The 11,585-nt window shown below is 68.7% G+C and carries 13 protein-coding genes and 1 pseudogene; 7 read left to right on the top strand and 7 right to left on the bottom strand.

Annotated features, from left to right (window positions below; translation table 11 throughout):
• Positions 1-25: 25 nt before the first annotated feature.
• Positions 26-499: a barstar family protein gene (locus tag ACWGO0_RS25605; RefSeq protein ID WP_453539497.1), complete on the top strand. Its 474-nt coding sequence runs from the start codon at positions 26-28 to the stop codon at positions 497-499.
• Position 500: 1 nt separating this feature from the next.
• Here the strand turns inward: ACWGO0_RS25605 and ACWGO0_RS25600 are convergent, their stop codons facing one another.
• Together ACWGO0_RS25600 and ACWGO0_RS25595 are read right to left on the bottom strand one after the other, a co-directional pair.
• Complete coding sequence (locus tag ACWGO0_RS25600) at positions 501-1,172, bottom strand: hypothetical protein (protein ID WP_453539494.1); 672 nt, start codon at positions 1,170-1,172, stop codon at positions 501-503.
• Positions 1,173-1,375: 203 nt separating this feature from the next.
• A pseudogene (locus ACWGO0_RS25595) lies at positions 1,376-1,531 on the bottom strand (Uma2 family endonuclease); the annotation flags it as partial.
• Here ACWGO0_RS25595 and ACWGO0_RS25590 point away from each other — a divergent pair.
• Complete coding sequence (locus ACWGO0_RS25590) at positions 1,494-1,640, top strand: DUF397 domain-containing protein (RefSeq protein ID WP_453539491.1); 147 nt, start codon at positions 1,494-1,496, stop codon at positions 1,638-1,640. The pseudogene ACWGO0_RS25595 and the gene ACWGO0_RS25590 sit on opposite strands and share 38 nt — an antisense overlap.
• A 58-nt stretch (positions 1,641-1,698) precedes the next feature.
• On the opposite strand, the gene ACWGO0_RS25585 is transcribed toward ACWGO0_RS25590, so the two are convergent.
• Both ACWGO0_RS25585 and ACWGO0_RS25580 read right to left on the bottom strand, forming a co-directional pair.
• Positions 1,699-2,328 carry a hypothetical protein gene (locus ACWGO0_RS25585; RefSeq protein WP_453539488.1) on the bottom strand — a complete coding sequence of 210 codons (630 nt, stop codon included), beginning with the start codon at positions 2,326-2,328 and terminating at the stop codon, positions 1,699-1,701.
• A 103-nt stretch (positions 2,329-2,431) separates the two neighbouring features.
• Positions 2,432-3,319, bottom strand: a complete 888-nt coding sequence (locus ACWGO0_RS25580; protein ID WP_453539485.1) for a hypothetical protein — start codon at positions 3,317-3,319, stop codon at positions 2,432-2,434.
• A 104-nt stretch (positions 3,320-3,423) separates the two neighbouring features.
• Between ACWGO0_RS25580 and ACWGO0_RS25575 the strand changes: the two genes are divergently transcribed.
• The 3 genes from ACWGO0_RS25575 to ACWGO0_RS25565 all read left to right on the top strand — a co-directional run bounded on the left by ACWGO0_RS25575 (position 3,424) and on the right by ACWGO0_RS25565 (position 4,960).
• Positions 3,424-3,900, top strand: coding sequence for a hypothetical protein (locus ACWGO0_RS25575; protein ID WP_453539482.1), 477 nt, complete (start codon positions 3,424-3,426; stop codon positions 3,898-3,900).
• Positions 3,901-4,101: 201 nt separating this feature from the next.
• A complete protein-coding gene (locus ACWGO0_RS25570) occupies positions 4,102-4,710 on the top strand; it encodes an RNA polymerase sigma factor (RefSeq protein ID WP_453539479.1) in 609 nt (202 codons plus the stop codon).
• Entirely contained in the window at positions 4,682-4,960 is a 279-nt protein-coding gene (locus ACWGO0_RS25565; protein ID WP_453539476.1) for a hypothetical protein, read from the top strand. Before ACWGO0_RS25570 ends, ACWGO0_RS25565 begins: the two co-directional genes overlap by 29 nt.
• Before the next feature lie 74 nt (positions 4,961-5,034).
• Here ACWGO0_RS25565 and ACWGO0_RS25560 read toward each other — a convergent pair whose 3' ends face one another.
• Positions 5,035-6,327 carry an LCP family protein gene (locus tag ACWGO0_RS25560; RefSeq protein WP_453539473.1) on the bottom strand — a complete coding sequence of 431 codons (1,293 nt, stop codon included), beginning with the start codon at positions 6,325-6,327 and terminating at the stop codon, positions 5,035-5,037.
• Between the two features lie 118 nt (positions 6,328-6,445).
• On the opposite strand from ACWGO0_RS25560, the gene ACWGO0_RS25555 reads away from it, so the two are divergent.
• Positions 6,446-6,994: an acyl-CoA thioesterase gene (locus ACWGO0_RS25555; protein WP_453539470.1), complete on the top strand. Its 549-nt coding sequence runs from the start codon at positions 6,446-6,448 to the stop codon at positions 6,992-6,994.
• Positions 6,995-7,046: 52 nt separating this feature from the next.
• On the opposite strand, the gene ACWGO0_RS25550 is transcribed toward ACWGO0_RS25555, so the two are convergent.
• Entirely contained in the window at positions 7,047-8,549 is a 1,503-nt protein-coding gene (locus ACWGO0_RS25550) for an LCP family protein (RefSeq protein WP_453539467.1), read from the bottom strand.
• 181 nt (positions 8,550-8,730) lie between these two features.
• Here ACWGO0_RS25550 and ACWGO0_RS25545 point away from each other — a divergent pair, with 181 nt between their 5' ends.
• Positions 8,731-9,750: a glycosyltransferase family 2 protein gene (locus tag ACWGO0_RS25545; protein WP_453539464.1), complete on the top strand. Its 1,020-nt coding sequence runs from the start codon at positions 8,731-8,733 to the stop codon at positions 9,748-9,750.
• 78 nt (positions 9,751-9,828) lie between these two features.
• On the opposite strand, the gene ACWGO0_RS25540 is transcribed toward ACWGO0_RS25545, so the two are convergent.
• Positions 9,829-11,574, bottom strand: a complete 1,746-nt coding sequence (locus ACWGO0_RS25540) for an LCP family protein (RefSeq protein WP_453539461.1) — start codon at positions 11,572-11,574, stop codon at positions 9,829-9,831.
• Positions 11,575-11,585 lie beyond the last annotated feature (11 nt).

Raw genomic sequence — 11,585 nt, 5'->3', positions numbered from 1 at the left:
TGGATCACTTTGAGGGAGGTCGGCGGTGGACATCGCGCGCTGGGCGCACGTCATTCCGGAGCAAGGAGCGCTGCCGGTCGATCTTCTGCTTCCCACGACCGGCGGGACGTACGTAGCGCGTCTGGACGGCCGGGAGATGCGCGATACGGACGCCGTCTTCCAGCAGTTCTACGACGCACTGAGGCTGCCTGACTACTTCGGGTGGAGCTGGAACGCCCTCAACGACTGCCTGCGCGATCTGAATTGGCTGTCCGCGACCCACTATGTACTGATCGTCGAGGCCGCGGACGAGGCACTTTCGGATGATCCCGCCGGACAGCAGATGCTCTTCCGGACTCTTCTGCGGGCGGGGCGGCAATGGTCGTCCGTCCAACGGCCCGAGGGAACCGAACTCAGCAGGCTCGTAGTCGTCATGTCCTGCGGCGCGGCATCCGTGCCGGACATCGAGGCACAGCTGCGGTTGGCGGCTACGACGGGGGGCCCACCGCGACCTGGATGATTCACCGCACGACGGGTGTGCTCACCGAAATGGCGCTCTTGAAATCGGTGAGCGTGAGCGTGTTTTCAATGTCGGGGTCGGACGCGAAGTGGATGTCCTGGCGTACGCGTACGATTCGGCCCTCCTTGTCGATCCATACGTCGGCGTCGATTGCGGTGGCGGGGCGCAGATTGCGCCCGACGGTCCTGTCGACCGATTCGATGTCTTTCGGGGTGAGGCGGGCTGACACCCGGACGGGTTCGTTCCCCCGGTGCACGGAGCTGCCGCGACCGAGCATGAGGCGGACGTACTCCGGAAGCCGGTCCGTGGGAATGCCGCCCTTGGCCGCCGACGCAGGGAACTTCTGCCACACACCGTGGGATCCGCTTGCGCGCCGGTACACCTTCTGCCGGGTGATGACGACGTCTTCGGTGTACTGCTCGGTCTTGTCCTTCGTGCGCCCCGTCAAGGGCGCGTTGAGGTTGATCCGTCCGACCATGAGTTGCAGTCGTCTGGGCCCGGACTGCGTGACGGCTCTGAGGGCGGCCGAGTAGGGCGCGTCGTCGGCTGCGGCCAGCCGGTCGCGGACCACCTGCTGACCGGTTTTCGGACGCGCGGGTGAGCCCGAGGCGCACGCCGAGAGCATCAGCCCCGAGAGAGCCAGAATCAGTGTCGCCGTCCGGTGATGAATCAAGGGTGGATCCTCTGAGTACCGGGCCCGGAGGGAAAGCACCGCAGGCCGCTGGTGGATGGTGCGCTCATCCTTCCCGGCCGCGGGAGCACGTGGCGTACGGGGGAGGCGGTGTGACCGAGCGTGCGCAGAGAGTTCGCGATGTTCGTCGGCGCGCGTGCTCGGACGTACCGTCAGATGCAACGAAGAATCCGCAAACGACGGCGTTACGCGTCGTAGCGGGGAAGGCTCTCCGTGGAGATTGTCCACTTGTCGATAGTGACGTCCTCGCCGTACAGGAAGTCCTTGCGCGTGGCGTAGCGCGGGCCGTTCGGCGTGGGGTGGATGTCGCTGAGCACGGCCCCGGCCCCGGTACGCGGATCCGCCCCCGGAACAGTCCACGTCCGAGACTCCAAGCACCTCCCGGGCCCGCAGCTCGGCTTCGCCCCGACAGCATGGGCGGCCTTCGTCTCGTACGCCTCCACTAACTGACCGCCGCACCCCCCGAAGTCCGGACGCACCGCTCGTCGTCCGGACCCGTGCGTTCGGGTCAGCGGCGCCGGCCGGTTGCGTACGCCAGTACCCACGCCGTTGCCGCCGCGATCGCGAGGCCGAGCAGGGAGATCCATTCCGTGTCCCCCGCGCTGCCCCACCACGCCTTGGCCGGGATGAACGGGTCGGCCTCCATCATGTCGCCGATGGCGGCCATCCCGTTGACGTCGGCGATGATCATCGGCACCGCGTTGGTGTGGCCGAAGAAGACACCGAGCGGCGCGATGATCGCGCCGCAGATCCAGGCGCCGCCGCTGCGGCGCCCCACCAGCCCGATCAGGGTTCCCACGACCGCTCCGTTGAGGAGGGCGTGGGCTATGTACAGGATCTGTGCGACGTCCTTCGTCTGGTCCTCGTACGTCGCGAGGACAAGGCCGCTGTAGACCAGCGAGACGACGACCGAGGCGAAGTATCCGAGGAAGAACGCGCCGACCGGGTGGCCGAGCTTCTCCTGCTGCCCGAAGGGCATCGGCTGCTGCGGATACGGCTGACCCGGGTGCATCGGCTGCTGCTGCCAGGACTGCATGGGCGGCTGCTGCGGGGCGCCGTATCCCGGTGGTGCCTGGGGCGGCATGGGGGGCGGTTGGCTGTACGGGTTGTACTGGGGTGGCTGGGGCGGCTGGCTCATGGTTCCCCCGAGGAGCGAAGACAGGCAGAAGCCGCCCAAGTTACCAACGGCACGCGCCGGTTCGGACCGGACGGGCGGCGCCCGCCCGTCCACGCTCTCCGGGCTACATGCCCAACATGTACCACTGCCTGGTCGATGGGCCACGCAGATAGAGGCGCGGCCCCCGTCCGACGGGGTGCGCGTACCGCTTGAGCGGGGCGCCGTTGGGCATCGTGGCGTCCGCCTCCTCGACCACGACGACTTCGTCGTCGGTCATGCGGCAGTAATGCAGCCGCCCCCGGCCGCCGCGCGTGCTTCCACCCAGCATGAGCACCTGGTCTCCTTGGACGGCCAGGCCCCGGGGGCCTGCAACGGGGCTCTTCCGCACGCGAACGTTCCCGTTGTCGCGCACTTCGAGCAGAGGGAAAGTGGGGTAGTACGCGGCCCACGCGACTTTGTCCGTGACGTTGAAGGCATAGACCGTGTCGATGTATTCGACGCCCGGCGGCGCCGAGTAGCCCCACAACCGGTTACCACCACTGTCCCAGCGGACCAGGCCGGCAGAGCTGACCGGGTCGACGTAGACCCCTTCGTCGAAGTACGCGCTCCACAGGTTGTTCCGCCGGTCCGCGACCATGAACTCCATCGCGCTTCCCATGACGAAGCTGTGCCGTCGTCGGCCGTCGCGGCCGAATATCTGCGCGTTCTGCTCGCCCACAGCACCATGACTCTGCAGAACGAGCCGCCCGTTGGGCAGAGCGTCTATGCGCCGGGCCAGCAATGTCAGGTCCCGCAGCACACGCTCCCGTACAGCTCCCGCGTCGCTGATGACGAGCAGTGCGTCATACGGGTATCTCGGGGGCCTGGGCCAAGGATTCCCCCACCGGTTCGGTACGAGCTCCGCCGTGGGGCAGAGCAGCCACAGAGCCCTGCCCCACGCGTCCACCGTGGTAGCCAGGACCTTCTTGTCGTCGTACTGCCGAGGCAACAATGCGTAGGGACGCAGCGCCACCTTCCTCAAAAAACCACCTCGCGGGCGAAGGTATGCAACCAACTCATCATCGCAGGCGGGCAGATCAGGGCTCTCGGGCGCCCCGTGGCGTACCTTCCCTGTCCATGACCGACATCGACAAGCTCACCCGCCTCTTCGAGGCGCTGGGTGCCGACGACGCTCAGGGCTGGGCCGAATCCGAGGCCGAGGAGAACATTCCTCAGCTGGCCCGCTACCGGTTCCTGCGCATGGTCTGGCAGGACATCGACGCATGGAGTTCGGCGGCGCCCCAGTGGGTCGAGGCGTACCGCGCGCAAGGCCCGGCGAGTGGGGTCGTCGAGCGGGCGCTGAGTCTCGGGCTGACGCCCGGTGAGCTGGGGGAGCTGGCCCGCGAGGTCGCCAGGGAGACCGCGTTCGGTCTGCTCTACGGACTGGCCGACCCGGCGGACGGCGACCTCCCGCCCGAGGTCGAGGTTCAGTTGCCCCGGTGGCGCCTGGCCGAGCTGTCCCCGCAGGGCGAGCCCACTGGGCGCGTCCTGGGTGCGCTCTACGAGGACCTGAGTGAAGTGGAGCCGTCGGGGCCGACCGGGGGCACTGTGTGAGCGCGCGAAGCAGGCGCCGCTCCCGGTGATTTCCCGGCGCGGGCCGAATCCTTTTCGCGGGCCCCCGCCTCCTATACATGTGCCGACAGACGTCGGGACCGGATCGGGAGGTCATCATGATCGTAGGAATCGCCATCGCCGCCGGAGCCGTGCTCCTCTGCACGTGCAGCTACGTCGTCCTGCGCAAGCGAAAGCAAGCCCGTGGCTGACTCGTCCTCGTCCTGGCCCGGTGAACAGCTGATCGTCGCCGCCCAGCGCGGCGACGTCGATTCGGTCACCGCGCTGGTGTCGGGTTCGCACCCGAACGTGCAGCGATTCGCACGCTCGCTCTGCGCCACTCCCGAGGATGCCGAGGACGCGGCGCAGGAAGCCCTGATCATTCTCTATCGGAAGATCGGGATGCTACGGGCGTCCGGTGCGCTGGCGTCCTGGATGTTCCGCATCGTCCGCAACGAGTGCCTGCGGCGCGCGCGGACGATGCGGACCCACGCACCCCTGACGGACACCGCCGTGCGTTCGGCCGAGGACGTGGTTCTGCAGCGCATCGAGGCCGGCAAGGTCGCGGCGGCCATCGCCGCTCTGCCGGACGAGCAGCGCCGCGTGCTGATCATGCGGGACATCCAGGGCTGCAGCGGACGGATGACCGCTGACGCGCTCGGTCTCAGTACCGCCGCGATGAAATCGCGACTGCACCGCGCCCGCACCGCGGTGCAGCGGTCCCTGCTTGCCACACCCGAAGCCACACCCGAAGCTGCATCTGAATCTGCGCCTGGAGATGCCCATGACGACAGCCAAGGCCGGCGGCCCTGACTTCGCGAGTTCGTCCCTGCCCCGCCACCTGGCCCGGGGCGTGATCGGCTTCGGCAGTCTGATCGCCTCGGTCGCGCTCATCCCGGCCATCGGCCCGGTCAGCCTGCTGCTTCTGCCGGTCGGTGCGCTGGTACTGCGCGGGTGTCCCATGTGCTGGGCCATCGGCCTGATGCAGACCATCTCGCGGGGCCGCCTGCAGCGCAGCTGCGAGGACGGACAGTGCAAGCTGACCGTCGCAGCAGTCGATTGAGCGTGTGATGACGGAGGGGCCCGGACGGGAAACGAAACCGTCCGGGCCCCTCCGTCATACGTGCATACGATCAGTCAGTCGCCCTTGACGGTGACCTTCTCGTCGTTGTTGAGCTCCTGCACCAGCTGCTTGACCTTTTCCTTGTCCCAGACGAGGTTGCCGTTGACGCTGCCCGAGATCGGGATGTTCATCGACGTACCCTCACCGCCCGTGACGCCCTTCATCGCGAAGAACATCTGGCTCAGGGACCAGAGCGACATGTCCTTGTCGACGATCAGCGTGTCCAGGCCCGCGCCCATCGTCGGGTACAGCTTGAACGGGTTGAGGATCGTCGACGGCGTCGCCGTCTGGCTCGCCAGCGCCGCGAGGAACTTCTGCTGGTTCTTCGTACGGTCCAGGTCGGAGTTGGCGAACGCGTACCGGGTGCGGACGAAGGCGAGGGACTGCTCGCCGTTCAGGGTCTGCTTGCCGGCCTGGAAGTCGGCGCCGGACTTCTTGTCCTTGAACGCCTTCGGGATGTCCATCTCCACCCCGCCGATCGCGTCCACGATCTGGGCGAAGCCGCCGAAACCGATCTCGACGTAGTGGTTGATGTGCAGGCCGGTGTTGAACTCGACCGTGCGGACCAGCAGTTCGGGGCCGTCCTCCGCGTACGCGGCGTTCAGCTTCACCGTACGGCCGGTGCCCTTGTACGACTTGCCGGACTCGGAGCCGACGAACGACGGTATTTCGACGTTCGAGTCACGCGGCAGCGAGATCAGCGTCGGGCCGTTGGAACCGTCGTGCAGGATCATCATCGAGTCGGTCCGCTTGCCCTCCGCGGAACCGGTGTGGAGCTTCTTCTTGTCCTCGGCCGTCATGCCCTCACGGCTGTCGGAACCGACGATCAGGTAGTTCGTGCCGTCGCCCTCGGAGGGGCGCTCGATGACCTTGGAGAGGTCGACCTCGCGCTTGAGTTTGCCATCGGCCCAGAAGTACGTGCCGATGGAGACGGCGAGCAGCACGACCACCAGGGTCAGCGCGCCCACCTTGATCCGGCGCCGCCAGTCGGGAGCCGGGCGGCCCTGGACGTAACCGCCGTCGTCGTACCCGCGACCGCCGCCACCTCCGCCGTAACCGCCGCCGCCCTGGCCGCCGCCGTTCCCGCCGCCGTAGACCTGGCCCGTGTTGTACCCGCTGTCGTAGCCGGGGTTGTTCGAGTAACGGTCGTCATAGCCCTGACCCTGCGGGGGGACCTGGGGCGCCTGCGGCGGCGCGGGGCGCCGCTGGATGTGCGGCATGGCGCGTGCGCCCTCCGGCTGGGGGCTGGAGCTTCCCCGGCCGTAGCGGTTGCGGTCGCCGGTCCGTCCTTCGGGCCAATCATTCATGCGGACCAGTGTGCAGGTCGGGCCCACAGGTCTTACAGGGGGTGAGCGAAATCGGTCCAGGGCTGTTGCGAAGCTGATGCATTCTGCGGTACGCAAGCCCGCGCATAAGGTGGAGGGCATGACAGATCAGGCCCCACGCCCGGAGGGCGAGATTCCGGGCAAGCCGACCGCGGCTTCACGGACGACTCTCAGCCACATCATGACCGGCAGCGACACCAATCTCCTCGGTACGGTGCACGGTGGCGTGATCATGAAACTGGTCGACGACGCCGCGGGCGCCGTGGCCGGCCGGCACTCCGGCGGGCCCGCCGTGACCGCGTCCATGGACGAGATGGTCTTCCTGGAGCCGGTCCGCGTCGGTGACCTTGTTCACGTACGCGCCCAGGTCAACTGGACCGGCCGTTCCTCCATGGAGGTCGGCGTCCGCGTCATGGCCGAGCGCTGGAACGAGTCGACGCCCGCCCAGCAGGTCGGCAGCGCGTACCTCGTGTTCGCCGCCGTCGACGCGGACGGCAAGCCGCGCACCGTACCGCCGGTGATCCCCGAGACGGAGCGCGACAAGCGGCGCTACCAGGAGGCCCAGATCCGCCGCACGCACCGGCTGGCCAGGCGGCGCGCGATCAAGGAACTGCGCGAGAAGCGCGTGGCCGACGGCATCGACGACTGATCACCCTCCGGCCGGATGCCGGATGCCGGATGCCGGATGCCGGGATGCCCGATCACGGGCACACCACCTCGTCGCCCGTCAGCGCACCGAATTCGCCCTGTTGCGGGCTCTCCGCCTTCACGCGCTGCACCTTGCGGTAATCGGACCCGGCGGTCACCTTCATCGTCGCGCCCTGGCCCTTCACCGCCTTCAGCTCGCACCCCGGCAACGCGGTGGCCAGGGACTTCGCCGAGCGGTCCCAGCGAGGGTCGTACGTCACCAGGGTCCGCTTCAGATCGCGCAGGTCACCGTTGAGCGGGGCGCGTGTCGTGTTGAATCCCGTACCCCGCAGCGCCGCGTCGACGTCCATGCCGAGCCCGTCCTTCGGAGTGCCGTTGTAGACCTGCACCCGGATCTGCTTCGGCGAGACGTCGACGAGGGTCGCCTTGGGCTGCTTCGGCCGCGCCGGCGCGAGCGGCTTGTCCTCGCGCAGGGCCTGGAACAGCCTCTTCGACTTCTTCGCGTCCCACTTCACCGTCGAGCCGATGCCCTTGACCGCGAACGAGGTGTTCTCGATCGGTACGGAGGTGAACTCGGACGAGGCGGCGGTGAATCCGCGCATCGCCTTGCCGAGCGCCAGCATCTGTTCCGTACCGAAGCCCTTGTCGGCCCGGACCGAGCTCAGCATCGAGGAGACGACCTGCTGGAACTTCACGGGGTTCAGGAGCACGCCGCTGCTGGTGGTCTTGTTGATCAGCGCCGCCATGAACTTCTGCTGGCGTTCCATCCGCCCCAGGTCGGCCGCGCCGTCGATGTGGCGGGAGCGTACGTACTGAAGCGCCTGACCCCCGTCCAGCTCATGCGTGCCCGCCGGGAGGTCGAGACCCGTGTACGAGTCCTTCATCGGCCGGGCCGTGCAGATCTTCACCCCGCCCACGGTGTCGACCGTCTTCATGAAGCTGGTGAAGTCGGCCTCCAGATAGTGGTCGATCTTCACGCCGGTCATGTGCTCGACGGTCCGGACCGTCAGATTCGGCCCGCCCTCCGCGTACGCGGCGTTCAGCTTCACCGGGTGGCCTTCGTGCTTCTCCCCGGTCGTCCCGTCCGTATGGGCGGGCATCTCCGCGTAACTGTCGCGCGGCAGGCTCACGACGCTCGCCCGCTTCTTGTCGGCCGACAGGTGCACCAGCATGATCGTGTCGGTGCAGTGACAGGGAGCACCGCCGAGCCGGTACTTCTTCTTCTCCGCCGGGGTGATCTTGTCCCGGCCGTCCGTGCCGACGAGCAGGAGATTCGTGCCGTGACCGGCCGCGGGCCGGTTCTTCATGTCCTTGAACGCGTCGACGCGGTCGATCCCGGTCTCCAGACTGCTCACCACCGCGTGACCGATGCCACCCGCGCCGAGCACCAGCACGGAGATGCCGGTGGCCACGCGCATGCCCCACCGGGGCCGCTCGTCCTGTTTACGGGAGCGGGGCGCCGGGCGGGGTGCCGCCGTCTGCTGCTTTCTCGGCCTGCGCTGCGGGGGAGCGGTGCGGGGGTGCGGTGGACGGGGCGAGCGGTGAGGCGTGGGCACGGGGGGACACCTCCGCGGTGCAAGGGGGACCGTTCGCACAGTAGGCCCATACGATCTGCATTCCGGGCTGCGACCCGGCGGCGCGCGACCGTGTCCCTCGTTCGCGGTAACGTGGCGGCCGAATCGCGCCGCCCTCCGGGGTACGGACCCCCGGCGCCCCCGAGGACTTTCTGAGGACCACATGTCTGCCGCGCAGTACCCCGCCGTCTCCGTGATCATGCCGGTGCTCAATGAGGAGCGTCACCTCCGGAACTCGGTCCGGCACATCCTGGAGCAGGAGTACGCCGGTGAGATGGAGGTGGTGATCGCGCTCGGCCCCTCGACGGACCGCACCGACGAGATCGCCGCCGAGCTCGTACGGGAGGACTCCCGTATCCACACCGTCCCCAATCCCACCGGCCGCACCCCTGCCGCCCTCAACGCGGCGATCAAGGCATCCCGGCACCCCGTCGTGGTGCGGGTCGACGGCCACGGCATGCTCTCGCCGAACTACATCGCGACCGCCGTCCGCCTCCTGGAGGAGACGGGCGCGCAGAACGTCGGCGGCATCATGCACGCCGAGGGCGAGAACGCCTGGGAGGACGCCGTCGCCGCCGCGATGACGTCGAAGATCGGCGTCGGCAACGCGGCCTTCCACACGGGTGGCCAGGCGGGACCGGCCGAGACCGTCTATCTGGGCGTCTTCCGCCGTGAGGCCCTGGAGAAGGCGGACGGCTACAACGTGGAGTTCATCCGCGCCCAGGACTGGGAGCTGAACTTCCGGATCCGTGAGGCGGGCGGGCTGATCTGGTTCTCGCCCGAGCTGAAGGTCCAGTACCGCCCCCGCCCGTCCGTCAAGGCGCTCGCGAAGCAGTACAAGGACTACGGCCGCTGGCGCCACGTCGTCGCCCGCTACCACTCCGGCTCGATCAACCTGCGTTACCTGGCTCCGCCGACCGCCGTCGTCGCCATAGCGGCGGGCATCGTGGCCGGTGTGGCCGTCGCCCCGTGGGCCCTCGTCGTGCCCGCCGGCTATGCCGCGGCCATCGTCGCCGGGTCGCTGCCCGCCGGGAAGGGCCTGTCGCTGAAGGCGCGCGCCCAGATTCCCGTGGCGCTGGCCACCATGCACATGTGCTGGGGATACGGCTTCCTGACGAGCCCGCGCTCGCTGGCGAAGAAGGTCATCGCCAGCCGCCGCCCGGCGGTGAACCAGCCCGCCTGACGCGCGCCGGTACGTATCTGTACGGAAGAGGGGGCCACCCGGATCGCCGGGTGGCCCCCTCTCGTCACAGCGTCGGAGTCACGTGCGGTAGGGCCAGTAGACGGGCATGCACGCCTCCTTGTCGGCCGCGTTCTCCGCCTCGGTGTCCTCCAGCGGGTCGCTGTCGTCGTCCAGCGCCTTGGGGTAGGCGTTGCCCGTCCGCCAGTCCGAACCGACGGTCAGCGTCAGGGACTCGACCTCCGACGACACCTTCACCGCGGAGTCCGGCATCCCCAGCGCCTTGGTGAGCGAGAGCGCGTCCACCTTGCCCTGGACTCCGGCCGACTTCGGGTACGTCACCTGGCTGGTGAGGGCCGATCCGGCCTCCTGGGACGCCTCCGCCTTGGTGAAGCCGTCCGTCTGGAGCAGCCCCGCCACCGTGGACGCCCGCCCCTGGGTCGCCGCGGCGCCGTCCGCTGCCGTGCCGTTGACCACGGTCACGTCGAGGGAACCGGCGGCCGCGGGCTCGGGCGCGTTCGCCGCCTCCAGCTTGGCCTGCTCCTTCTTGCGCTTCTCGGCCTCCGCGTCACGGCCCTTGGCGTCGAGCGGCCGGTCGTCGCGCAGCAGCGACCAGAGCTTCTCGGCCGCACCGGGCTTCGGCAGCACCCGGCTGTCGGGGTCCAACGGGTCGGGGATGCGGGGCATGGTCAGCATGTTGAGGCGGTCCAGCGGCACGTTCTTCAGCTGCATGGCGAGGTCGAAGAGCTTCTTGACCGTGCCGATCTCCTCGGACACCTGGAGCGACTCGGTGGCCGTCTCCGCGAGGTTCGTCAGCCGGCCGGTGTCCGTGAAGGCGTTCTGGCTCTTCAGCTCGCGGATCACCGCGTTCATGTACATGTGCTGGGCCTTGGCCCGCCCGAAGTCGCTCTCGAAGGCGTGGCGGGTGCGGAGCCACTGCAGGGCCTGCTTGCCCTTGATCTTGGTCTTGCCCGCCTCGAGACGCAGACCGGAACCACCCGGCACGTTGGGCTTGGGGCCGTCATAGACGCCGTGCTTCACACAGACCTCGGCGCCGCCGATCGCATCGGCCATGGAGACCACACCGGCGAAGTCGACCATCATCCAGTGGTCGATGTAGATGCCGGTTTCCTTCTCCCAGGTGTCGAGCGTGCAGCCGGCACCGCCCCGGCCCAGCGTCTCGTTGATGAGGGTGTTCTTGGCCGGGAACTTCTCGCCGGTGTCCGGGTCCTCGCACGCGGGGATGTCGACCCGGGTGTCGCGCGGGATGCTGATCACCGAGGCGTTCTTACGGTCGGCGGACACGTGCAGAAGCATCTGGACATCGGCGAGCGGCTTGGCGCCGACGGACTTCTTCGAGCCGCCCAGCTTGAGGTTCTCCGCCGAGTTACGGCTGTCCGAGCCGATCAGCAGGATGTTCAGGGGGGTCTGTCCGGCGGCGTTCGGTTCGGTCTTCTTGGCCGCGCTGTTGCCCGCGCTCCGCTTGCCCTTGCGGAGCTGGCTGTTGAGGTGCTCGTAATACACGTAACCGGCGGCGCCGGTGGTGAGTATGAGCAGGGCGACAACGGACGCGACCCAGCGGAGTATCCGGCGCTTGCCGCGTTTGGCCGACCGCCTGGAGCGGCGGTTGGGACCGCCGCGCCGGTGCCCGCCTTCCGGCGGGGCAGGCGGCCCGCCGTCGTCCCCGCGGCCCCGGCGCCCCCCGCCCCGGTTCCCCCGCCGCCCTCCGCCGTCCTCGCTCCGGTGGAAATCGTCGTCCCTCGCGGGCTGACGTTCGTGCCGGACGCGCGATCGCGTCCCCTCCCCAGGCGTACTGCTCCGTCCCACCAGGCCCCCCT

Source organism: Streptomyces sp. NPDC055749, assembly GCF_053617235.1.
The sequence above is the reverse complement of the archived record's forward strand: the minus strand, read 5'-3'. Positions and strand labels throughout refer to the sequence as shown.

Excerpts from the sequence above, each read along its gene's own strand:
- ACWGO0_RS25590 (WP_453539491.1), top strand. The coding sequence starts at position 1,494 with ATGTCGCTGAGCACGGCCCCGGCCCCGGTACGCGGATCCGCCCCCGGA.
- ACWGO0_RS25585 (WP_453539488.1), bottom strand. The coding sequence starts at position 2,328 with ATGAGCCAGCCGCCCCAGCCACCCCAGTACAACCCGTACAGCCAACCG.
- ACWGO0_RS25575 (WP_453539482.1), top strand. The coding sequence starts at position 3,424 with ATGACCGACATCGACAAGCTCACCCGCCTCTTCGAGGCGCTGGGTGCC.
- ACWGO0_RS25565 (WP_453539476.1), top strand. The coding sequence starts at position 4,682 with ATGACGACAGCCAAGGCCGGCGGCCCTGACTTCGCGAGTTCGTCCCTG.
- ACWGO0_RS25560 (WP_453539473.1), bottom strand. The coding sequence starts at position 6,327 with ATGAATGATTGGCCCGAAGGACGGACCGGCGACCGCAACCGCTACGGC.
- ACWGO0_RS25555 (WP_453539470.1), top strand. The coding sequence starts at position 6,446 with ATGACAGATCAGGCCCCACGCCCGGAGGGCGAGATTCCGGGCAAGCCG.
- ACWGO0_RS25545 (WP_453539464.1), top strand. The coding sequence starts at position 8,731 with ATGTCTGCCGCGCAGTACCCCGCCGTCTCCGTGATCATGCCGGTGCTC.